The organism is Deltaproteobacteria bacterium GWC2_55_46 (genome assembly GCA_001595385.3).
Taxonomy (GTDB): domain Bacteria; phylum Desulfobacterota; class GWC2-55-46; order GWC2-55-46; family GWC2-55-46; genus UBA5799.
Genome location: LVEI03000003.1, coordinates 53,570 through 75,917, shown reverse-complemented (window position 1 = coordinate 75,917; position 22,348 = coordinate 53,570). Strand labels below are relative to the sequence as shown.

Sequence of the window (22,348 nt, the reverse complement as noted above, 5' to 3'; positions counted from 1 at the left end):
CTCCCAGTGGCCGAACTGGATGCGACTTTCAACGGCTTGAGGCCGCTGGTCTATGGGAACGCGGTTGGGTATCTTGGTCTTACGCTCTTTTCTGCCGATGCCTTTGTTCCTTCGCTTGCGGTGTGCCCTCCTGAGGCACCGTATAAGCTCCTGACGGTCTTTTGTGTCAGGATGGTAGATGTACTGGTAAATGGCCTCGTGGCTTATTGAGAGCCCCGGCTGGTCGATCTCGATTCTCCCAGCTATTAGCTCCGGCGACCAGCCATCCTTGAGCATGGAGCGCACATAGGCCTCGATGCTCTCGTTCTTGAGCCTCTGATGCGTATTGGCCTGTTTCTTTCTCTCTTCGGCTCTGCCGTGTGCCCTGTGGGACATGTAGAGCCGATACGCAGGCGTTGCATTGCGGCGAAGTTCCCGTGAGACAGTGCTCTTGCTTCTTCCGAGGGCCTTGGCTATTTCCCCGAGGGACTTCTCCTCGGCAAGCATGGTGGTTATTAAGTCTCTTTCAGACAAAGACAGGTGAACATATTCTCTTTTCGGCATAGCCACTTAGGATAGCATCTTCCTTCCTGCTCTCCCAAGTGTTGCACTTCGCTATTGAACCGGCGATAGAATTTTTAGTCCTTTTTTTGTTTTTTTATTTTATGCCCGGTAGCGCATCATTGAACCCTACCCCATCTCCCCCTGCAGCCCCTTACCTGCCAGGAGGTGCATATGGAGGTGAAATACCGTCTGTCCGCCTTCGCGGTTTTGATGACAGCCTTGTAGGGTGCGCTCGGCGCACCATTCACGATTCAGTTATTTTATTTCCACGGCGCTCACCCGCTTCATCTCTTCCTCAAGCTCCGGCCAATCGGCAGACTCTTTTCCCCATCCGTCGAAGAATACGAGCTCCTTCAAAGGAAGCCTCGGCAGCCATCCGACAGCCTCAAGCTCAGGTCTCTTTGGGAAGTGGGTAACGTAGCCGATGCAGAGATAGGCGATCGGGACGACGTGCTCAGGCAGTTGCAGCACCTCACTTATGTCGCTGTTGTGTATGATTGAGACCCAGCCCACGCCCAGGCCTTCGGCCCTCGCTGCAAGCCAAAGGTTCTGGACAGCGCATACGGAGCTGAAAAGGTCCATCTCGATATTTGCGGTCCTGCCGATGACGACCGGGCCGAAACGGTTTCTGTCGCATGTGATGCAGATATTGACCGGGGATTCGAGTATCCCCTCGAGCTTGAGCTTCGTATATAGCTTTCTTTTGCCTTCCGGGAACATGGCTGCGGCTTCGGTATTGGCGCGCTCGAAGCCCGCCTTTATCCTCTCCCTCGTCTTCCTGTCCTTTATGACGATAAAGTTCCACGGCTGCATGTAGCCGACTGAAGGCGCATGGTGGGCGGCCTGGAGGATGCTGGCGAGGGTCTTTTCCGGTATGGGGCGGCTTGTGAACTGCCCCCTTATGTCCCGCCGCTCGTAGATGGCGCGGTAAAGTCCCTGCTTCTCCTCTTCGCTAAACTCCCCGGAGGGCGTCCTCTTTTCGTCAATGGCCATTTATCGTCCCTCCGTCGGTCACAAATTCGTATTGTCGCTGCGTATCAGCCGATTAAAAAAAGAAACCCCTCTTTTCAAAAGAGGGGAAGATTCCCTTTATCATCGCGAGCGAAGTGAAGCAAGTCGAGGCCCCATTCCATGAGATTGCTTCGTCGCTACGCTCCTCGCAATGACCGCCAATACTATCTCTCTTTCCACCTCTTAAGGAGCTGCATCCTGCCGAAAGCCATCTGGCGGGCCTCTTCGTCGGTGATGTTCTTGCTGGTCTTCATCGCTGTCGCAAGCTTCTCTATCATCTCTTCCATCGTGATGTCGGGTTCTGTGAACCGCCCCTTCCAATAGCAGTACCTGCAATAAGAAGTGTTCATCACCGTGGGGTTCGCCTCGCAGCCGAACTCGTCGCTCTTCATTATAAGCATCCCGCAACTGTGGCATACGGGGCCGGGTAGTATCTCAGCCATTAATCTCTTTGCCTCCTAAGTGAATAACGTTCGTTAGCCCATCCTGCCGGCAAGCGGTTTGCCGGCCATAAGGTGCATGTGAAGATGGAAGACGGTCTGCCCGCCCTCTTCGTTCGTGTTGATGACGATCCTGAAGCCTCTTTTATCCACGCCAAGCTCTCTGGCCGCCTTTTTGGCGGTCTCGATCATCTTGCCAAGAAGCTCTCTGTCGTCGCAGTCCAGAAGCGTCGGGTAATGCGCCTTCGGCATTATCAGAAGGTGCGTTGGCGACTGCGGGTTGACGTCTTTTATGACTATGAGGTCCTCGCTTTCAAGGACGATCGTCGATTTTATCTCTTTTTTCGCGATACGGCAGAATATGCAATCGCTCATTTGCCCCCCCTGGACTCCTTCTCGGATAGCCCGGAGATGCCGAACCTGCGCGCAAGCTCTCCGTAGACCTCGTCCATGCTGATGCCCTTGTGTGAAAGGAGGACCAGGGAATGGAAGAGGAGGTCGCAGAACTCGTAGAGGACCTGTTCGTTCTCCTTGACGTTAGCCGCCTCGATAAGTTCGCCTGATTCCTCCTCTATCTTGTCGAGTATCCTGGTGAGCCCCTTTGAGTAAAGGGAGGCGACGTATGACTTCGATGGGTCCGCCTTCTTTCTCTCTTCGAGCACCTTTGAAAGCTCTGAGAGTACCGCCGGGCCAGCGGGCTTTACCTCGCCCCCGCCGATAGACCTGTAAAAGCAGCTCCTTTGCCCGGTATGGCAGGCGGCCCCCATCGGCTCTACCAACAGAAGAAGGGTGTCGCCGTCGCAGTCGTACCTTACGGAGCTTACCTCCTGGAGATTCCCGGAGGTCTCGCCCTTGAGCCAGAGGCTGCCCCGTGAACGGCTGAAATAATGGGCCTTTCCCGTTGAAAGGGTCTTTTCAAGGGCCTCCCTGTTCATCCAGGCCATCATAAGGACCTCGAAGGTCCTTGAGTCCTGGGCGATAGCCGGGACCAGCCCGCTCTCATTGAACTTTACGGAGCTTATGTCAAAAGCAGACGATTCAGTCATGGCAGATGAGGATATAATAACACGCTGTTTTTTGTCAATGCCAGCTTTTTAGCTGGCTGCTCCAAAGTCCATCTGCTTCGTTGTCTTCGTCGATTTTACTACGGCGGTACCAAAGAAGTACGCCCCCCCCATTCCTCATTCCCCGGTTTAATGGGGGCCTCGCATAATGGGGCTTTTTGAGCGGTCAGCCTGCGCCTTGACGGTAGTACCTTTGGCTGATAGACTTTCGTGTATGCCGATAAAGACTATCGCTACCTTCGAAGTAAAAAGCATCCAGATAATAAACGAAAAGGGCGAGGCTGACGAGGGGCTTTTGCCGCCTCTTTCCGAGGGGGAGTTCAAGAGGTTCTTCGAGACCATAATACTCGCCAGGACCTTTAACCACCGGGCATTGAGCCTTCAGAGGGAGGGACGTATCGGCACTTACGCCTCTATCTGGGGGCAGGAGGCCTCTCAGATAGGCTCTGCCTTAGCCTTCGGGGACGGCGACTGGCTCTTCCCATCGTTCAGGGAATCCGGCGTCTTCGTGGCCAGGGGCTATCCCATCTGGATGCTCTACCGCTACTGGGCCGGGGACGAGCGTGGCATGCAGGTGCCTGAGGAGTTTAACCTCTTCCCGATGAGCGTTCCTGTTGGCACGCAGATACCACACGCCACGGGCGCGGCCTGGGCGATGAAGCTCAAGGGAGACAGGAAGGCCGCCGCCGTCTACTTCGGCGACGGCGGGTCGTCAAAGGGGGATTTCCACGAGGGGCTCAACTTCGCCGGGGTCTTCAAGGCCCCTGTTATCTTCCTCTGCCAGAACAACCAATGGGCCATATCGGTACCAAGGTCGAGGCAGACCGCGGCGGAGACTATCGCCCAGAAGGCGGCCGCATACGGATTTGAGGGCGTTCAGGTCGACGGCAACGACGTGGTGGCTGTCTACAAGGCGACGAAAGAGGCAATTCAAAAGGCGTATAGCGGCGGCGGGCCGACCCTTATCGAGTGCTTCACCTACAGGCTCGACGACCATACCACAGCCGACGATTCCTCAAGGTACAGAAGCGATGAAGAGGTAGAGTCATGGAAGGCGAAGGAGCCTCTTATAAGGCTCAGGATCTATATGGAAAAAAAGGGCTGGTGGTCAAAAGAGTATGAGGAAGGCATCAATAGGGGCGCCCAGGAAAAGGTCGATTCCGAGATAAAAAAGGCCGAGGCCTACGCCCCCCCTGATCCGGCAGACATCATCAAATACACATACGCCGAACTCACGCCGAGGCAGAGGCGCGACCTCAAGGAGCGCGGATGGCAAAGCTGAACCTGGTACAGGCCATAAACCAGGCGCTTTCTGAGGAGATGGAGCGCGACAGCAACGTCGTTATTATCGGCGAGGACGTCGGCAAGGACGGTGGCGTCTTCAGGGTCACCCAGGGGCTCATGGACAGGTTCGGCCCTGAGCGCGTGATAGATACCCCCCTTTCAGAGCTTGGCATAATCGGCAGCGCAGTGGGGCTTTCAGCTTACGGCTTAAAGCCGGTAGCAGAGATCCAGTTCATGGGGTTTACCTATGCCGGGGTCGAGCAGCTCTTTTCACACGCCTCCCGCATACGCTCCCGGTCGAGGGGGCGCTTCTCCTGCCCGATGGTCGTGCGCGCGCCTTACGGCATTGGCATAAAGCCGCCGGAGCTTCATTCAGAATCGACCGAGGCCATTTTCTGCCAGATGCCGGGGCTCAAGGTGGTCGTTCCCTCTACGCCTTACAGCGCAAAGGGACTGCTCCTTTCCGCGATAAGGGACCCGGACCCGGTCTTGTTCCTTGAGGCCTCCAGGCTCTACAGGTCGGTAAAGTCAGAGGTGCCGGAGGGGGAGTATTCCATCCCTCTCGGCAAGGCCTCTATCTATCAGGAGGGGGCCGATATAACGGTGGTGTCATGGGGCACCATGCTCCACAGGGCCGCCGAGGCCTCCGAGGACTTTGACTGCGAGATAATAGACCTCCAGACGCTCAGGCCATACGATGAAGAGGCGGTGCTTCAATCGGTCAAAAAGACCGGGCGTCTCGTCATAGTGCACGAGGCCCCGAGGATGGCCGGTTTCGGCGCGGAGCTGGCCGCGCTCGTGGCAGAGGAGGCGTTCGAGTATTTGAAGGCCCCTGTCATAAGGGTGACCGCGCCCGACGCCGTCATCCCGATGGCGAGGCTTGAGGACTATTACATGCCCTCGCAGGAGAGCATAAAGAAGGCGTATGAGAAGGTGATGAAGTACTAAAGCGGAGGAAAAATGGAGTTTGAATTTAAATTGCCCGACCTTGGGGAAGGCATAACCGAGGGCGAGGTCGTGAAATGGCGAGTTAATGTCGGCGACCGCGTCGAGGAGCACCAGGTGGTGGTCGAGGTCGAAACCGACAAGGCCATCGTTGAGGTCCCATCCCCCAGGGGCGGCAAGGTCTCTCTGATAAACAGGAAAGAGGGAGAGACGGTGAGCGTCGGCGCCGTCCTTATGAAGATAGAGACCGGAGAGGCCGCTGCCGCGCCCCCCGAAAAAAAGGCGGAAGAGGAGAAGAAGGCAAGGCCTCCTTCGGTTTCGGTTGTCGGGGCCCTTCCCGAAAAGGAGGAGGTAATGGCGGCCCCGAAGGCGCGGGCGCTGGCCAAAAAACTCGGGGTAGAGCTCGCGGGAGTTACCGGCACAGGCCCCGGCGGCATCGTAACCGAATCTGACGTAAAGGGCGCGAGCGAGGGGCGCAAGCCCGCCCCGCCTCAGCCGAAAGAGGAGAAAAGGCCGGAGGCGGAGAAGCCGGAGGCCAGGGCGGCAGGCCAGGACAAGTACGGCCAGGTGGAGAGGATCCCCATAAGGGGCGTCCGGAAGGCCATAGCCAAAAACCTCCTTGCGAGCCAGAGGACGGCGGCCTTTGTAACAGGCATGGACGACGCGGATGTGACAGAGCTGTGGACGCTCAGGAAACGCGAGGGCAAGGTCGCCAAGGAAAAGGGGGCGCACCTTACTTTCCTGCCTTTTTTCATGAAGGCGGCCCAGCACGCGCTTCAGGCATATCCGATGGTCAACGCCTCGGTCGATGAGAAGACCGAGGAGATAGTGGTCAAAAAGTATTACAACATCGGGGTCGCCGTCGATACGCCCGAAGGGCTCATGGTATCAGTCGTCAAGAACGTGGAGAAGAAGACCATATTGGAGCTTGCCACAGAGCTGCAGGAGCTTTCAATAAAGGCGCGCGACAGGAAGATAACACTGGAGGAATTGAAGGGATCGACCTTCACGATAAGCAACTTTGGCACCTTCGGCGGCACCTACGCGACCCCCATAATAAACTTCCCTGACGTCGCGATACTCGGCACCGGCAAGATAAGTGAGCGGCCCTGGGTGGTTGACGGGTCTATAGCCGTAAGAAAGGTGCTGCCGATATCCTTCACCTTCGACCACAGGATAATAGACGGGGCGGACGCGGCGCGCTTTGTTAACAAAGTGAAGGCCCTGCTCGAAGACCCGGGCAGGATATTCATAGAGAGCGCGTAGGGAACCTGACAGGCATGAAATAAGCCCGTTTGCGTCGTTGTTCGCCGGTCTATAGCGGCGTACCAATGAGGAATCGCCTCGCTACAGAGCTTTTTGAGCAGCTTCAACGCCTGTGGTTTTTAGCAACCTGCCAATAAAAAAGCCCGCGTCAAGCGGGCTTCTTAATGTCTCACAAGGAAGAGTTTCAGTCCCCCTCTTTCCTAAAGAGGGGTTAGGGGAGATTATCCCTTTAGAAAAGGTGGAAATTCAGTTGGGCTCAGCCGACCAGAAACTTTGAACCTACCCTGGCGGTAATGGTTCAGTTCCTTTTGCCGATTGACATGCCTTCAGCTTGCGGCCTCTTTCATGACCTGATCGAGGTCGACCCTCTCAAGCCTCTTCTGGCAGATGTTCCAGTTGATGTTCTTCATGAAGGCGTCGATGTAGGGCGCCCTCTTCGCGCCGTAGTCCAGGAAATAGGCGTGCTCGTAGACGTCCATCACAAGGATGGGGACGATGTTTATAGGCACCTTTTCGTTATGGGCATCAAGGCAGAAGTTGTGGAGCTTGCCGTCATAGATGGAGAGGGCAAGTATTACCCAGCCCCTGCACGCAAGGCCTGAGGCCTTGAACTCCTCGCTCCATTTCTCGAACGAGCCCCATTCCCTTGAGATGAGCTCCCCGAGCTTGGCCGTAGGTTTGCCGCCCTTGCCCGTGAGGTTCTCGAAGTAATACTCGTGGAGGATGACGCCGTTCAGAGCGAAGCTCTCCTCTATCTTGACCGCCCTCCAGTCGGAGAAGACCTGGTTGGCTGTAGAGGTGTCCAGCTTACGCTGCCTCTCCTCTATTTCGTTGAGCTTGTTTACGTACCCCACGTAAAGGATGTCCCGGTGGTTGGTTATCTGCGCCTCTGAGAGGCCCTCTGGCCTGATGTCGAACTTCTTCGGCTGGTGTGGCATGTTCTGTCCTCCTTTGGACTACCGATTAGCGTTTTAAGGAAGGGAATATGGTCAGGGTACGCCTTAGCTTAATTAGAGCAGTAAATGAAAATCTGTCAAGGAAGGGATTACAGAGAGGCTTCTTGGGCAAATCGATATAAATATTGAGGCATTCGAAAAAGCCTTGAAAGAAAATCAGAAGAAATATATCCCGAACGCTTGATAGCTGTCTGATCCTGTAGAAAATGGACGCCTCAGACGAACCTGTTGAGGATGATGCTCAGGAAGCTTATGACGATGGCGCCTATGAAGGCCGCGAGAAAGCCAGCCACCTCAAATCCGCCTATGGCGTAGCCCACGAACCAGAGGATGAGGGCGTTGAGGATAAAGGTGAAAAGGCCGAGGGTAAGTATGTTTATCGGGAGCGTGAGGAGTATGAGGACCGGCTTTACGCTGAGGTTCATGACACCAAGGAGCACCGCGGCCTTGAACGCCGGCCAGTAGCCCTCGACGTTCACTCCGGGGACCAGGTAGGAGGCGAGGAAGACCCCTGCGGTAAGGATTATGAGCCTTAGGATTATATTGAGCATCAAGCCTCTTCAGCCTGCACAAAAAATGTATTTTTAGCGACCTGTTAGCACCCTTGTCATGCTCTCGTGTATGAGGCCGTTTGAGGCGAGGCACTCTTTGCCGTATATCGAGAAAGGGCCGCCCTTGAAATCCGTAAGGACCCCTCCCGCCTCTGCCACGATAAGCGCCCCGGCCGCCACGTCCCAGGGGCGGAGCTTCATCTCCCAGTAGCCGTCGAACCTGCCGCATGCCGTATAGCAGAGGTCCAGGGCGGCTGAACCTGCCCGCCTTATGGCCTGCGCCTTGAGCGAAAAGGCCGAGAAGTTATCGAGGTTGTTATCCTTCGTGGAGCGGAGATCATACGGGAAGCCGGTGGCAAGGAGGCTCCTGTCCAGGGTATTTGTCCCGGACACCCGTATGGGCGCTCCGTTAAGGGCCGCGCCTTTTTCTTTTTCAGCCGTAAAAAGCTCGTCGAGCATCGGGTCATAGACAGCGCCGAAGGTGACCTCCCCGGCCTCTTCAAATGCTATTGACACGCAGAAGAAGGGGAAGGCGTGCGAGTAGTTGGTTGTGCCATCCAACGGGTCGATTATCCACTTGTAAGGAGATTTGCTTACGACCTCCGGACTCTCCTCGGAGAGTATCCCGTGTCCGGGGAAGGCCTTTTGTACCTCCCCCATGATGAATCTTTCAGAAGAGCGGTCCGCCTCTGTGACGAGGTCTATAGCGCCTTTGAACTCTACCCTGTTAACGCCGCCAAGCTTCTCCTTCAGGAGCCTTCCGGCCCCAATGGCGGTCTCTATCGCGATTTTTCTTATCTCAGCTCTCATCACCATGCCTTTAAAGCGGTCTATGTTACCCGATTATATATCGCCGGGCCAGAAAAAATATCTCAGGAGATGGCCTTTACGATGTTTTCATGTATGAGGCCGTTTGTGGCCACGCACTTGCCTGACAAGAGCGTGAACGGGCCGCCCAACAGGTCTGTGATCCTGCCGCCCGCCTCTTCCAGGATGAGCGCCCCTGCTGCCGCGTCCCAGGCGTGGAACCTCGAGCTCCAGTAGCCGTCGAGCCTGCCTGCTGCCACATAGCATAGCTCAAGGGCTGCTGAACCCGCTTTCCGCAACGCATGGACCTTTCTTTGAAGCGAAGCGAAGCTTGTAAGGACGCTCGATCCTGGAGATGCGAGGCTATGTGGAAAGTCAAGGGCTATGAGGCTTCCGCCAAGCCCCTTGACAGCCGATACCTCTATCTTCTGCCCGTTCAGGAACGCGCCCTTGCCGTATTCAGCCGAAAACAGCTCATCGCGCATCGGGTCGTAGACCACTCCGAAGGTCACCTTGCCGCTGTCTTCAAAGGCGATGGAGACGGCGAAGTGAGGGAAAGAGTGGGAGTAATTGGTTGTGCCGTCAAGCGGGTCTATTATCCACCTGCCAGGCGAGCTGCCTTTTTTCTCCGGGCTCTCTTCCGAGAGTATCCCGTGGTCAGGGAAGGCAGATTCTATCTCGTCCCTTATGAGCCTGTCAGAGGCAAGGTCGAGTTCCGTTACGACACCCTCGTCGCCCTTTGACGAGACCTTGCCCGGAGCCCCGAACCGGTCTTTGAGGAGAGCGCCTGCCTTCATGGCGGCCTTTATGGCACATTCTTTTACGTCCATGCGGCCCACTCCTCAAGGGTTTGAGAAAAACAGGCGCAAGAAACGAGTTAGCCCGGGGAGGCCCGGGCTAACTACTTGCGTTACTTGATGTTTTTAGGCCCTCAGTGGCAGGATGGGCACGAGGAGCAATCGGGCTTTGAGGTATCCTTTTTCTCCTCCTTCTTGGGCTCCTTCGAGGCGTAATCGGTCTTATACCAGCCTGAGCCCTTGAGGTGGAACGCCGAAGAGGATATCTTCTTTTCGACCTTGCCAGAGCAGTGGACGCATTTTTTTACAGGCGCCTCAGAGAACTTCTGCAGGACCTCGAACTCCTTGCCGCAGTCCTTGCATATGTATTCGTAAATCGGCATTGCAGTCTACCTCCGACGGGACGCGTATTTTCCAATATATATTGTAGGTATGTAGACCTGGAATGTCAATTTTAAAAAAGCCGGAAAAGATAATTAGCTGGTTAAGCTGTTGATTTTGTGGGAGAATAACTGCGCCAAGGCGGCTTCCGGTAATCCACCGGAAGCCAACGACAGATGTCACTGCGCGCTCAAGCCGCTTCCGCTATATTTAATCAGTATGAGTTCCGAAGAGTCCAGAAAAGAGAAGAGCTTGCGGTACTCCATCAAGGATGGGGTATTCGTGAGCATGATGAACGGCTTTACCGTCGACTACCTCACCCCCTTTCTCCTTCTGCTTGGCGGCACCGTCAGGCACGTAGCCGCCTTAAGCGCCCTGCCGCACCTCTTTTCATCGATAATACAGATCAAGAGCCCTGATGTGATGGAGAAGCTCCGGTCGAGGAAGAAGTTGATAAAGATATTTATCCTCCTCCAGGCGCTGATGCTCTTGCCTATGACAGCGACCTTTTTTATGGGGAGCTACCGTGTGGCGGTCTTTATAGCCGTGGTAACGCTCTTTACGGCCTTTGGCGCGTTTCTCATGCCCGCCTGGGGGAGCCTGATGACCGACCTTGTCGCCGAGGACAGGCGGGGGGAGTACTTCGGGTGGAGGAACAGGGTCCTGGGCACGGTCGCCATCGTCGCTACCTTCATAGCGGGCTTCATACTCCATCAGGCGGAGCGGGTGAACGCCCTGTGGGGCTTCATAGCCATCTTCGGTGCGGCCTTCATCTTCAGGCTGGTATCATGGCTCTACATGGCGAGGATGCACGAGCCGGAGCTTGAGCGGAAGGAAGAGGACTACTTTTCTTTCAGGGATTTTATATCAGGCTTCAAGACGAGCAACTTCGCGAGGTTCGTCGGTTTCGTGGCGGCTACGAAGTTTTCCGTGAATATCGCCTCCCCATTCTTCGCGGTCTTCATGCTCAAGGACTTAAAATTCGGCTACATGACCTATGCGCTCATAAACCTTGCTTCCACGGCTACGGCCATCCTGATAAACAAGCGCTGGGGCGTGCACTCGGACAGGGCCGGGAACCTGAAGGTGCTGAGGATCACGTCTTACCTCGTATCCTTCATACCTCTTCTGTGGCTCATAAACCAGAACGCCTATTATCTCTTCTTCATCCAGATGTTCTCAGGGTTCGCGTGGGCGGGGTTCAATCTTTCGGCCTCGAACTTCATATATGACTCGTCTACGCCCGGGCAAAGGGCAAGGTGCATAGCCTACTTCAACGCCTGCACCGGCATAGCGCTCTTCCTCGGGGCGCTCACCGGGGGCTGGCTTGCCGAGCGGGTCCCGGCAGGGTTCTTCGAGTTCCCGGTCATGAACATAATCCTGATTTCCGCCCTCATGAGGTTCATGATAGCCTTCTTCGTGCCGTTTAAATTAAAGGAGGTGAGGCAGGTAGAGCCGGTCAGGATAAGGGAGCTTGTATTGCGGGTACTGTCACTGAAGCCTTTGCCCGAAAGAGAGCGGTAAAGGCCCTGTTATTTTGTAAGATACGAGCCCAGGGTCTGCCTGCTGCCCTCGAAGGTGGCGACGGTCTTCGAGCTCCATTCGGGCCTTACTGTGTAACCCGCCCTATCCTTCCAGCAGGAGTCTACCGCCTCTCGCATCACCCTGGTCATGGCCCCCACATAGCTCTTTGTCCTCTGCCTGCCCTCTATCTTCAGGGCCGCCACACCGGCATCGATAAGCCCAGGGATTATCTCGAGGACGTTAAGCGACTCCGGCTCTTCGAATATATAGGCGTACCCGCCGTCAGGCCCCGTGTAGCGCCCTTTGCAACAGGTGGGGTATGGCGAGGACTCGTCCTTTCCGAGCTTGTTGAGCGTCATGCCGTTGAGGGCGATAGACATGCCGCCGTCATCGTTTGAATTGAAGCGGACGAAGCGCGAAGGCGAGCAGGCCCCCTCGGTATTGGTCGAAGCCCCGGTAACGTATGATGACAGATAACACCTGCCCTCGATGTTTATGCAGAGCCCCCCGAGGGCGAAGACCTCTATCTCCACCTCGGTCCGTTCCTTCAGGTGCTTTATCTCCTCGATGGTCAGGACGCGCGGCAGGACTACGCGCTTTATGCCGAAGTGCTTCCGGTAGAAATTGATCGATTCGTAGTTCGACGAGCTCGCCTGCGTGGAAAGGTGCAGGGTCGCGTCCGGGTACTTCTGCCTTGCGTAGCGGAGCACGCCCACGTTGGCGATGATGACCGCGTCGGCCTTCATCTCCATCGCGCTGTCAACGGCCTTGTACCATTTTGGGAAGTCCTCCCCCTGCGGGAAGGTATTGATGGCGACGTAGAACTGCCGCCCCTTTGAGCGCACGTACTTTATCCCCTCGGCAAGCTCAGATGAGGTAAAGTTGAGGCCTTCGAAGTTGCGGGCGTTGGTAGCGTCGTTGAAGCCAAGGTATACGGCGTCGGCGCCGCTGTCGACGGCGGCCTTTAAAGAGGCGAGGTTTCCTGCTGGAGCGATTACTTCTGGCCTGGTCATGTCTATCCTTGAAAGGGTCTCTTTTCTATCCAATATACATTCTAAGCTCTTGCCAGTCAACCCGGTCCCGTAAAAAAATAAGCGGAAGCCTTACGGCTTCCGCTTACGCGCTTTATCTGACGATTTCTAAAACGGCACGTCGTCTATGTCCGATGGCGGTATCTCGTCGACCGACACGTCAGAGGCGCTTGCTGCCGCGCCGCTTTCCCTGCTGCCGAGCATCTGCATCTGGTTCGCCAGGATCTCGGTAGTATACTTCTTTTCACCGTCCTTTTCCCATGAACGGGTCTGGATCTTGCCTTCTATGTAGACCTGTTTGCCCTTTGAAAGGTACTCGCCGCAAACTTCAGCGAGCTTGCCGAAGGCTACGACCCTGTGCCATTCGGTCTTGGTCTCCTTCTGCCCTTCCTTGTTGGCCCTGGTCTCGCTGGTCGCGAGCCTGAAGTTCACCACCGCCATCCCGCCGGGGGTATAGCGTATCTCCGGGTCCGCACCCAGATTGCCTAACAATATGACCTTATTAACGCCTGCCATTGGGATATTCTCCTTTTTGCTTCAAAGGTAAAAGTGTCTGTCACCTATACCTGACAATTACAATCGAACCCGATATGGATTGTCGCGCTTTTCCAACAGATTACCCGAAAATTTTTTAATTCTCAATCTTTTTTATTGGCTCCTCGATCCGTTCCCGTGGCGGCTTGACAGAGCCGTCAGGAGCACTCCGTTGACAAACCCTTATTCTGATGTGATGCTCAATAATGCGTTGCCGCGCTCAGGTATCAAGGAGGGCTTGATGAAAAAATGGATACCGGTCCTGGCCTTTTCCATGGGGCTACTGTTCCCGGCCTTTACACACGCGCGCTCTTATGTAAAACCATACGCGGGCGTGGTCTTTCCTCCGGTATCAGAAGCATTCAGCGAAGCAAAACCCGGCAGCGGGTCGGGAGATCTCGAATTCGGCAACGGACCGACGATAGGGGTCAAGCTGGGCAAATGGCTGGAAAGCGCCCCATATCTCGGTTATGAACTTGACCTGAACGGCCATTTTGTGGACCAGAAGAGGTTGACTGTAAAAGGCAGCTCGACAGAGATCGACGCGCGCGGAGACTATGCGTTCTACTCGGCGACTATAAACCTTATCCTTCGTAGCCCTGAAGGCAGGCTACGGCCATACATGGGAGGAGGCGCCGGTTACTTTTACTCCGAGCTTAAAGGCGCTTCCTTCTCCCCGCAATTTCTCGGCGTCGCTCCGACCCTGCCCAACACGAATGACGAGGTTTTCGGCTGGCAGCTCCTGGGCGGGGTTGAGTTTGAAGCGAGCCCCAAGCTTGGCCTCTTCGCGGAATACAAGTATTCACGCGCTGACCTGGAATACAGCCATACCGATTTTGAGCTTGATTATCAGGCAAGCCAGCTCTTCGGGGGTATCACTTACATCTTCTGATTAAAGGCTGCCTAAAGAGGCCCTGCCGGTCCGTAAGCCTTATTCCCGTTTCAGTTTTGCCTGGCACCTTCCAGCTCTTTGAGGTATGGGAGCGCGCCCTTGTCCCCGAGCGCGAGGGCGCGTTCCATGCTTTCATAGGCGTTTTCCCGGTCACCCGTCCTCATGTAGGCCAGGCCGAGGTCGATGAAGGCACCCCCGTCTACAGGGGGAAGGTCTGCCGCCTGTTTGAGATCCCGGATGGCCAGGTCAGGCTCTCCGGCCCTCATGTAGGCGTTTCCCCTGTTCCTGTAAGGAATCTTCTCATCTGGTTTCAAGTTGATGGCCGCGGTGAAATCAGAGAGCCCCTCCTGGATCCTTCCGAGGCTGCTTAAGGCGATACCCCGGTAGAAGTAGGCCTCATAGAGGAGATTCGAGCCGGGCTTGAGCCCTATCCCCTTGTCGAGGTCGGCCACAGCCCCATTGAAGTCGCCGGCAAAGACATATGTGAGCCCCCGGCCAACGTGCCCGTTGGGGTATTCCGGGAAGACCTTTATCTCCCGGGTCCAGAGCGCTGCAGAGTCCTTCCAGACGCCTGTCTGCCTGACTGTTAAAAAGGATAAGAGCGCGGAGAGTAAGGTTATTGCGGCCAGTACAGGGACAAAGGCCTTTTTCTTCTGGACGAGGTACGCGGCCCCGGCCGCTACAAGTATTACGAGGCCTATGCTGGGGATATACGTATACCTGTCGGCAGCCGCCTGCCTCCCGGCCTGCATGATGCCGATTACCGGCAAGAGGGTCACGAGGTAGTAGCCCCACGCTGAAAGCGGCGCCCCGGTCCTTTTGAGCGCCAGTACGGCAAGAGCGGTTATGGAAGCCAGTACGATTGTATAAGCGGCGAACCACAGGTTAAAGCCCATCGCGAAGTCCCTGGGGTAAAGTGGGGCAAGGCCGAGCGGCACAAGGCTCTTGTAGATATAAAAGAGCGCCCCCCTGGCAGCCACATGGAGCCTGTCGTCAAGGGGCAGTTTTTCGATAGGAGCCAATGCCCCGCTCTGCGACCATATCGAGATGAGCGCTATCAGCAGGCTTAAACCGAAGAACGGGAGCTTCTCGATGATGAGGCGCTTCAGGCCTTCTGTCTTGAGCCTTCCAAGCGGGTAGAGGTCGATCATGAGGAGCACGAGCGGCATTGTAACGGTCATGGCCTTGGACAATAGCGAGAGAGTGAAAAAGAAGAGGGTCAGGATGTAGTACGCGCGCCTTGACGGGCCTTTCAAGTAGCTCAGATAGGCGTGGAGGCCGAAGAGGAAGAACAGGGCGTTCAGGACGTCTTTCCTCTCCGTTACCCAGGCAACCGATTCTACATGGAGCGGGTGGAGCCCGAAAAGAAGCCCTGAGGCCAGCGCCATGACGAAGAGCCCCTTTGTCTCGAAGCAGCCCCTCGTATCGGCGAGCCTGGCGGCCAAAAGGGCCACAAGGAAGGTATTCGCGGCGTGCAATATGGAATTCGTCAGGTGGAAGCCGAAGGGGTCGAGCCCCCAGATGGCGAAGTCCAGCGAATAACTCAGCAGGTGCAGGGGCGCGTAATTTGAAAAGAACACCTTAAAGAAGATAACGCCAAGGTTCTCCGCGCTGAACCCCTGTATGTAGATGTTATTTAGCACGTATGTGTCGTCGTCCCAGTTGACGAAACCGTTGCCCAGGGACGGGATATAGACCCCGAAGGTAACGGCGGCGGCGATAAGGGCGGCCAATAGTACGAGGAGCTTTGCGGTATCAGGGTTTATTTTGTTCATCATGTTTTAGCGGGCTGAAATGCTGGACAGTGGCCGGGGCCGGAGGTCATTATACCCGTTCATCGCATGCTTTACAAGCCGCCCTGTTACCCATTTTTTTCTGCTATTTCCCGCTCTTGCGTGTTATATTTATCTCGATTAAAATCTGGAGAAGAAGCCGGGGTCGCCGTACCCCCTGGGATTAAAACCATGACCATCGTGAGGACCCTTCTGGTATGGCTTTTGGGCATGAGCTTGACCGTTCTCGTTTTTCTGGCGGTCTCCCTCATCCGCGTCTTTGACAGCAAGCGGGCTATCATACATTCCGTAGGCGCCGTCTGGTCGAGGTGCCTTATAGGGCTTGCGGGGATAAAGGTCGACCTGAGGGGCGGCGAGAACATCCCGAAGGATACCCCTGTAATATTCCTTTCAAACCATCAGGGCGCCTTCGATATACCGGCGTTGCAGGGCTATATGCCTGTCAGGTTCAGGTGGGTGGCTAAAAAGAGCCTCTTCAAGGTGCCTTTTCTCGGCTGGTCGATGAGGTTGGCCGGCTACATCCCTATAGACAGGGATAACCCGGTGGAGGCCATGAAGAGCATGGAGGAGGCCTCGGAGAAGATAAGGGCTGGCGCTTCTGTCCTCATATTCCCCGAGGGCACCAGGTCTACCACCGGGGCGCTTCTGCCATTCAAGCGCGGCGCTTTCATGCTCGCCAGGAAAAGCGGCGCGCCAATAGTGCCCGTGGCCATAAAAGGGACCTTCGAGATAATGAAGAGGGGTAGCCATATCATAAGGCCGTCGAAGGTGAGCATCAGCATAGGCAAACCCATACCCGTCGGCTCATCCGATGAAAAAGAGCTGAGGAACATGACAAAGAAGGCCGTAGAGGCTCTTTATAACGACATGAGAAGCTCCGCATGAGCGAGCAGGAAAAAGATACCCTCCGGATAATCCCGCTTGGCGGGCTCGGGGAGATAGGCCTCAACATGGCGGCGATGGAGTACGGAGACTCCATCATAGTCATCGACTGCGGCCTCATGTTCCCTGAGGACTACATGCTCGGCATAGACATAGTCATCCCGGACGTGAGCTACCTCAGGAAGAACAGGGAAAAGGTAAAGGCCTTCGTAATAACCCACGGCCACGAGGACCATACCGGAGCGCTGCCGTTCGTTTTGCGCGAGGTGAACGCGCCGATATACGGGACCGCCCTCACCATAGGGCTCATTGAGGAGAAGCTCTCCGAGTTCGGCCTCCTGCCCTCCACCACCTTCGAGACCGTCCGCCCCAGGGACAGGGTCGTGATCGGCCCCTTCGACATAGAGTTCATACGCGTAAGCCATTCCATCGTCGACGGCTGCGGGCTCGCCATAAGGACGCCTGTGGGCACGGTAATACATACCGGGGACTTCAAGATGGACCAGACCCCGGTCGACGGAGAGGTGATGGACTACGCAAGGTTCTCGGAGTACGGCGAGTCCGGCGTACTTCTCCTCATGTCCGATTCCACCAACGTGGAGCGGGAAGGGTATACGCTCTCCGAGCGCGAGATAGGGTATAACCTCGAGGAGATATTCAGGAAGTGCCAGGGCAGGATAATAGTCGCGGCTTTCTCCTCGAACATACACCGCGTCCAGCAGGTCATAGACGCCGCCGAGAAGTTCGGCAGGAAGGTGGTCCTTAACGGCAAGAGCATGGTCGCCAACGTCCGCATAGCGAGGACGCTCGGCTACCTCAAGGTCCCCGAAGGCATAGTGGCCGACATAAAGGACATCGACGGGATCCCGCACCAGCGGGTGGTGCTCCTTACCACCGGGAGCCAGGGCGAGCCCATGAGCGCGCTTACGCGCATGGCCATGGATAACCACAAGCAGATAAAGGTCGCCAAAGGCGACACCGTCATCCTCTCCTCCAAGTTCATACCCGGCCACGAGAAGGCCATCAGCACGATGATGAACCACCTGTACCGCAGGGGCGCGGACGTCATATACGAGAAGGTCTCCGAGGTACACGTCTCCGGCCACGCCAGCCAGGAAGAGCTCAAGATAATGCTCAACATGGTTAGACCTAAGTACTTCATGCCCGTCCACGGCGAGTACAGGCACCTGGTCCTGCACGGCAGGCTCGCCTTGAAGGTAGGCATCCCTCAGGAGAATATCGTCATAGCCGAGGACGGCGATGTGGTAGGCTTTTCTTCGCAAGACGGCCTGGTAAGGGGGGAGAAGGTCGACTACGGGAGGGTCTTCGTCGACGGCAAGGGTGTCGGTGACGTAGGCGAGATGGTCCTGAAGGACAGGGGCCACCTTGCCCAGGACGGCATGGTGCTGGCGGTCGTCGTCATAAACAACGCCACAGGAGAGATAGTCTACGGCCCGGAGATAGTCACAAGGGGGCTTGTCCTCGAAGAGGGGAGGCCTGACCTCATGGAAAACGCCAGGGGCGTGGTCGTAGAGACCCTGAACAACATAAACGTAGAGGCAAGACAAGAGCAGCTCGAGGTAAAGGAAGAGGTGAGGAGGGCGTTGAGGAGGTACTTCAACAAGACCCTTGAGCGGAGGCCTGTCATTTTGCCTGTCATCATAGAAATATAACAGGCAGAAAAAGGTCAATCCGCGGCGTCGTCTTCAAAACGGCAAAAGCGGCGTATCATCCAGGTACGCCTCATTCCTCATTTTTTGACTCCTTGCATCTTGACCTCATTGAAGCCTGAACCTGATCTTAAGTTTTTCAGCAACCTTTAACCGGAGCAGGATGACTTCCAGGGTATTTTTCGCGGACTTGAGGACGACCCCGAAGAGGAACCTCCTTGATAAGATAGATTCTCTTTTGGACGGGGTCGGCTTGAAGGAGAGGTTCAGGGGCGGCCACCTCATAGCCGTAAAGCTCCACTTCGGCGAGAAGGGGAACGCCTCCTACGTGAGGCCGGTCTTCGTAAGAAGGGTCGTGGACAGGATAAAGGAGACAGGGGCAGGCCCGTTCCTTACCGATACCAACACCCTTTACGTTGGTACGAGGGGCAATTCGGTCGACCACCTGAGGACCGCCATAGAGAACGGCTTTGACTTCGCCGTGGTCTCGGCCCCGCTTATCATCGCGGACGGCTTAAGGGGAGAGGCCGGGACGCCGATAAGGGTACAGGGACGCCACCTCGATGAGGTAAGCATAGCCAGAGAGGTCGCGGCGGCTGACGGGCTTGTGGCTATAAGCCACTTCAAATGCCACGAGCTTACCGGCTTCGGCGGGGTTTTGAAGAACGTAGGCATGGGATGCGCGAGCCGCGAAGGGAAGCTCACACAGCACTCGAGCTGCGCCCCGGTGGTAGACCCCGATGGATGCACCGCGTGCGGGGACTGCGCCTCCGCCTGCCCCTCTGACGCCATAGAGGTCGGGGCCGCGGCTGTCATAGACGACGGGGCCTGCATAGGCTGCGGCCATTGCATAGCCGTATGCCCGCAGGGTACGATAAACGTAAGGTGGAACGAGACCCCGGGAAGGCTTCAGGAGAAGATGGTCGAGCACTTTGAGGGGGCCGTGAAGGGCAAGGACGGAAGGTGCGTTTACTTGACCTTCATAAACCAGGTCAGCCCGGCGTGCGATTGCTACGGGCATAACGACGCCCCGATAGTCCCTGATATAGGGGTGCTCGCCTCAACGGACCCGGTCGCCATAGACCAGGCCGCGGCAGATCTGGTGTGCGCGGCGGAAGGATTCAGGGAGACGGCCCTCGCAAGCGGGCACGCCCCCGGAGGGGACAAGTTCAGGGGCGTACACCCCTTAATCGACTGGGAGGTCCAGCTCGAGTACGCGCAAACCAGGGGGCTTGGGTCGAGGCGATATACACTTGCCGGGGTCTGAAAGACGCCTGCCATATCAAAACGGGGTCATAAGATGGCTGTCAAAAAGATAGGCGAGTTGCTGGTCGAATCCGGCCTTATAACCGAGGAACAGCTTGCCGAGGCGCTTGCCGCGGGCAAGGACCATAAGGGCGTAAGGCTCGGCGCCATACTGGTCAAGATGGGCTACGCGACAGAGATAGACATAGCCCAGACCCTCTCTTACCAGATAGGGCTGCCTTTCGTGGACATGTCCTCCTCTACGGCAGACCCTGAGACATTGAAGCTCGTAAACGAGAAGCTCGCCAAGCAGTATCTCCTCGTCCCGCTCTTCCATGAGAAGAAGGTCTTGAGGGTGGCGATGACCGACCCGTTGAACCTCAACGCCATAGACGACCTGAGGTTCTCTACAGGCATGGAAATACAGCCCTGTGTTGCCACCATCTCCGACGTGACAGCCGCCATCGCAAGGTACTATCACCTGAACGAGCCCATCGAGGACCTCATCGGGGACCTCAAGAAGGACAGGCTCGTGGAGATAATACACGAGACAGAGTCGAACAGGGACCTCTCCGAGCAGGTCAAGAAATCGACCGCCCCGCCCATCATCAAGATGGTCGATTCGATAATTATCCACGGGGTCGACAACAGGGCGAGCGACATCCACATAGAGCCGCAGGAGAAGACCGTAAGGCTCCGTATAAGGGTCGACGGCATAATGCGGGAGACGATGCAGCTGCCGAAGTGGGTGCAGGGGCCTGTCGTATCGAGGATAAAGCTCATGGCCAAGATGGACATCGCCGAAAGGAGGGTGTCGCAGGACGGCAGGTTCAAGGTGAGGCTCGGCGAGAAGAGCATGGACGTGAGGGTCTCTTCACTGCCGACCCAGTACGGCGAGACCGTCGTCATGAGGCTCCTTGACTCCAAGACGTCCATGGTAGACATAAATACCGTCGGGTTCCTCAAAGAAGAGCTCGGAATGGCGCTCGACGTAATAGAGCGCCCCCAGGGCGTGGTGCTTGTAACCGGCCCCACGGGCTCCGGCAAGACATCGACCCTGTACGCGATGCTCAGCCATATAAAGAAAGATGAGATCAACGTAATAACGATAGAGGACCCCATCGAGTATGAGCTAAAGGACGTGAACCAGGTAGCGGTGAACGAGAAGACCGGGCTTACCTTCTCATATACCCTCAGGTCCGTCTTGAGGCAGGACCCTGACGTCATCCTCGTCGGCGAGATGAGGGACAATGAGACGGCCATAATCGCGCACCAGGCCTCTCTCACGGGGCATCTGGTATTTTCTACGCTCCATACAAACGACGCTGTCTCTTCTATAACAAGGCTCAGGAACCTGGGTATCCCTTCGTACATGGTGGCGACGGCCCTCAACGGCATCGTGGCCCAGAGGCTCGTGAGGATGATCTGCCAGTTCTGCAAGGAGGAGTACACGCCCACGGAGCAGGAACTTAAGAAGGCCGGGGTCAAGTGGTCCGGCAAGAGCAAGCTTTACAGGGGCGCGGGCTGCAAGGTCTGCGCTGATACAGGGTACTCAGGAAGGACAGGCATCTTTGAGGTGCTTGTCGTAAACAACAAGATAAAGGCCCTCATCGCCGGCGAAGCGCCGGAGCAGGAGATATTGAGCGCCGGAATAGAAGCCGGGATGCAGCCCATGCACATGGACGGCCTTAAGAAGGTCGCCGCCGGGATAACCACCCTCGAAGAGCTTGCCAGGGTCATCTACATGGGCAGGCACGCTGAGGGGAAAGAAGGGGTCTGCCCGGTCTGCCTTAAGGCGGTGCCAGCGGAGGCCAAGGTATGCCACTATTGCAAGGCCCCTATGGCAACGGGCTGTTCCTGCTGCGGCAGGGAGCGGCAGCCGGACTGGATAGCCTGCCCATGGTGCGGCACAAGGTTCGACGCGGCCGGGGAGGCGCAGTGCGGTTCCGCTTAAGGTCTCGCGGGCATGTCCAATCGGCTTGACCTTTCACCACCTCATCGATAAACCATCCTGATATCCTTTTTTTGCCAGAGACCTTCCGAAATTTTGAATTTGCGAAAAAGTTATACCTGTGCTATTATTTCGACTCATTTTAAAAAAATACTAAACCACAAAAGCGGCTGCTGGATCACGCGAAATGCTGAAGCTCGGACTGAAAAGCCTTATTATGGCCCTTCTCCTGCTCCTTCCAGAGGCCTCCCTGAGCGAGGAGTTTGCCTCTATGGACCCGGCCCCTGCCGACTGGCCCAACTTTGAGTATAAGAAAAAACCAGGGGAATTGAAGAAGAACAGGTACGGCCTCATAGACCCTACCCCTGACGTCATATCCCTTCAGCACCTCCCAGTCGATCAATATGGCTTTGTCGACTGGGCAAAGGCCATCGAAGACGGACTCATCTCGCCCAAAGAGACGATCGACGGCTCTCTCCCAAGGCTCAAGGCCGGCGACAAAGAGGAGTTCGACGGGGAGATCCTCATAAGGTCCAAGATGTCATTCATGCCGGATGTCATATTCCCGCACTCTGCGCATACGGTATGGCTCAACTGCTCCACATGCCATCCGAGGCTCTTCAAGAAAAAGGCCGGAGCAACTCGTATCTCCATGGCCGGGATATGGAAAGGGCGGTTCTGCGGCAAGTGCCACGACAAGGTGGCCTTCCCGACCAGGAACTGCTTCAAATGCCATTCGGCGGTGAAAGAGGCAAGGCAATAGGCGGTACCTTCCATCAAG

General features: G+C 56.1%; 22 protein-coding genes and 1 pseudogene. 10 read left to right on the top strand and 13 right to left on the bottom strand.

Annotated elements, in window-relative coordinates:
- From A2V21_313425 to A2V21_313405, 5 genes and pseudogenes are all read right to left on the bottom strand, one after another.
- Positions 1-543 (bottom strand): annotated as a pseudogene (locus A2V21_313425) (hypothetical protein).
- Positions 544-798: 255 nt separating this feature from the next.
- Complete coding sequence (locus tag A2V21_313420) at positions 799-1,536, bottom strand: 5,6-dimethylbenzimidazole synthase (protein OIJ72627.1); 738 nt, start codon at positions 1,534-1,536, stop codon at positions 799-801.
- A 182-nt stretch (positions 1,537-1,718) separates the two neighbouring features.
- Positions 1,719-1,997, bottom strand: coding sequence for a hypothetical protein (locus A2V21_313415; protein ID OIJ72626.1), 279 nt, complete (start codon positions 1,995-1,997; stop codon positions 1,719-1,721).
- 33 nt (positions 1,998-2,030) lie between these two features.
- On the bottom strand, positions 2,031-2,369 hold the full coding sequence (locus A2V21_313410) for a histidine triad nucleotide-binding protein (GenBank protein OIJ72625.1): 339 nt from the start codon (positions 2,367-2,369) through the stop codon (positions 2,031-2,033).
- Positions 2,366-3,040 carry a hypothetical protein gene (locus A2V21_313405; GenBank protein ID OIJ72624.1) on the bottom strand — a complete coding sequence of 225 codons (675 nt, stop codon included), beginning with the start codon at positions 3,038-3,040 and terminating at the stop codon, positions 2,366-2,368. The genes A2V21_313410 and A2V21_313405 overlap by 4 nt, the downstream gene beginning before the upstream one ends.
- A 232-nt stretch (positions 3,041-3,272) precedes the next feature.
- Here A2V21_313405 and A2V21_313400 point away from each other — a divergent pair, with 232 nt between their 5' ends.
- From A2V21_313400 to A2V21_313390, 3 genes are read left to right on the top strand one after another with little or no spacing between them, the layout of a single operon-like run.
- Positions 3,273-4,340, top strand: coding sequence for a pyruvate dehydrogenase (acetyl-transferring) E1 component subunit alpha (locus tag A2V21_313400; protein OIJ72623.1), 1,068 nt, complete (start codon positions 3,273-3,275; stop codon positions 4,338-4,340).
- Complete coding sequence (locus A2V21_313395) at positions 4,328-5,290, top strand: 2-oxoisovalerate dehydrogenase (GenBank protein ID OIJ72622.1); 963 nt, start codon at positions 4,328-4,330, stop codon at positions 5,288-5,290. Before A2V21_313400 ends, A2V21_313395 begins: the two co-directional genes overlap by 13 nt.
- 12 nt (positions 5,291-5,302) lie before the next feature.
- The gene (locus A2V21_313390; protein OIJ72621.1) at positions 5,303-6,553 is read left to right on the top strand and encodes a branched-chain alpha-keto acid dehydrogenase subunit E2; all 1,251 of its coding nucleotides are present in this window, start codon (positions 5,303-5,305) and stop codon (positions 6,551-6,553) included.
- Positions 6,554-6,879: 326 nt separating this feature from the next.
- Here the strand turns inward: A2V21_313390 and A2V21_313385 are convergent, their stop codons facing one another.
- From A2V21_313385 to A2V21_313365, 5 genes are all read right to left on the bottom strand, one after another.
- Positions 6,880-7,491: a superoxide dismutase gene (locus A2V21_313385; protein ID OIJ72620.1), complete on the bottom strand. Its 612-nt coding sequence runs from the start codon at positions 7,489-7,491 to the stop codon at positions 6,880-6,882.
- A 233-nt stretch (positions 7,492-7,724) separates the two neighbouring features.
- On the bottom strand, positions 7,725-8,060 hold the full coding sequence (locus tag A2V21_313380; GenBank protein OIJ72619.1) for a hypothetical protein: 336 nt from the start codon (positions 8,058-8,060) through the stop codon (positions 7,725-7,727).
- A 33-nt stretch (positions 8,061-8,093) separates the two neighbouring features.
- The gene (locus A2V21_313375) at positions 8,094-8,870 is read right to left on the bottom strand and encodes an inositol monophosphatase (GenBank protein ID OIJ72618.1); all 777 of its coding nucleotides are present in this window, start codon (positions 8,868-8,870) and stop codon (positions 8,094-8,096) included.
- 62 nt (positions 8,871-8,932) lie between these two features.
- Positions 8,933-9,697: a hypothetical protein gene (locus A2V21_313370; protein OIJ72617.1), complete on the bottom strand. Its 765-nt coding sequence runs from the start codon at positions 9,695-9,697 to the stop codon at positions 8,933-8,935.
- 101 nt (positions 9,698-9,798) lie between these two features.
- Complete coding sequence (locus A2V21_313365; protein ID OIJ72616.1) at positions 9,799-10,047, bottom strand: hypothetical protein; 249 nt, start codon at positions 10,045-10,047, stop codon at positions 9,799-9,801.
- 250 nt (positions 10,048-10,297) lie between these two features.
- Here A2V21_313365 and A2V21_313360 point away from each other — a divergent pair, with 250 nt between their 5' ends.
- Positions 10,298-11,569 (top strand): hypothetical protein, encoded by a 1,272-nt coding sequence (locus tag A2V21_313360; protein OIJ72615.1) that lies wholly within the window; start codon positions 10,298-10,300, stop codon positions 11,567-11,569.
- A gap of 8 nt (positions 11,570-11,577) precedes the next feature.
- On the opposite strand, the gene A2V21_313355 is transcribed toward A2V21_313360, so the two are convergent.
- Entirely contained in the window at positions 11,578-12,582 is a 1,005-nt protein-coding gene (locus A2V21_313355) for a protease (protein ID OIJ72632.1), read from the bottom strand.
- A 126-nt stretch (positions 12,583-12,708) separates the two neighbouring features.
- Complete coding sequence (locus A2V21_313350; protein ID OIJ72614.1) at positions 12,709-13,116, bottom strand: single-stranded DNA-binding protein; 408 nt, start codon at positions 13,114-13,116, stop codon at positions 12,709-12,711.
- 259 nt (positions 13,117-13,375) lie between these two features.
- Here A2V21_313350 and A2V21_313345 point away from each other — a divergent pair, with 259 nt between their 5' ends.
- Positions 13,376-14,026, top strand: a complete 651-nt coding sequence (locus tag A2V21_313345; protein OIJ72613.1) for a hypothetical protein — start codon at positions 13,376-13,378, stop codon at positions 14,024-14,026.
- Between the two features lie 50 nt (positions 14,027-14,076).
- Here the strand turns inward: A2V21_313345 and A2V21_313340 are convergent, their stop codons facing one another.
- Positions 14,077-15,804 carry a hypothetical protein gene (locus A2V21_313340; protein OIJ72612.1) on the bottom strand — a complete coding sequence of 576 codons (1,728 nt, stop codon included), beginning with the start codon at positions 15,802-15,804 and terminating at the stop codon, positions 14,077-14,079.
- Between the two features lie 192 nt (positions 15,805-15,996).
- On the opposite strand from A2V21_313340, the gene A2V21_313335 reads away from it, so the two are divergent.
- The 5 genes from A2V21_313335 (at position 15,997) to A2V21_313315 (ending at position 22,330) form a co-directional block, all read left to right on the top strand.
- Positions 15,997-16,704 (top strand): hypothetical protein, encoded by a 708-nt coding sequence (locus A2V21_313335; GenBank protein ID OIJ72631.1) that lies wholly within the window; start codon positions 15,997-15,999, stop codon positions 16,702-16,704.
- Positions 16,701-18,374 carry a ribonuclease J gene (locus tag A2V21_313330; GenBank protein OIJ72611.1) on the top strand — a complete coding sequence of 558 codons (1,674 nt, stop codon included), beginning with the start codon at positions 16,701-16,703 and terminating at the stop codon, positions 18,372-18,374. The genes A2V21_313335 and A2V21_313330 overlap by 4 nt, the downstream gene beginning before the upstream one ends.
- A gap of 160 nt (positions 18,375-18,534) precedes the next feature.
- On the top strand, positions 18,535-19,638 hold the full coding sequence (locus A2V21_313325) for a 4Fe-4S ferredoxin (protein OIJ72610.1): 1,104 nt from the start codon (positions 18,535-18,537) through the stop codon (positions 19,636-19,638).
- 33 nt (positions 19,639-19,671) lie between these two features.
- Positions 19,672-21,570 carry a hypothetical protein gene (locus A2V21_313320; protein OIJ72609.1) on the top strand — a complete coding sequence of 633 codons (1,899 nt, stop codon included), beginning with the start codon at positions 19,672-19,674 and terminating at the stop codon, positions 21,568-21,570.
- A 184-nt stretch (positions 21,571-21,754) separates the two neighbouring features.
- Complete coding sequence (locus A2V21_313315; GenBank protein ID OIJ72608.1) at positions 21,755-22,330, top strand: hypothetical protein; 576 nt, start codon at positions 21,755-21,757, stop codon at positions 22,328-22,330.
- Positions 22,331-22,348: the final 18 nt, after the last annotated feature.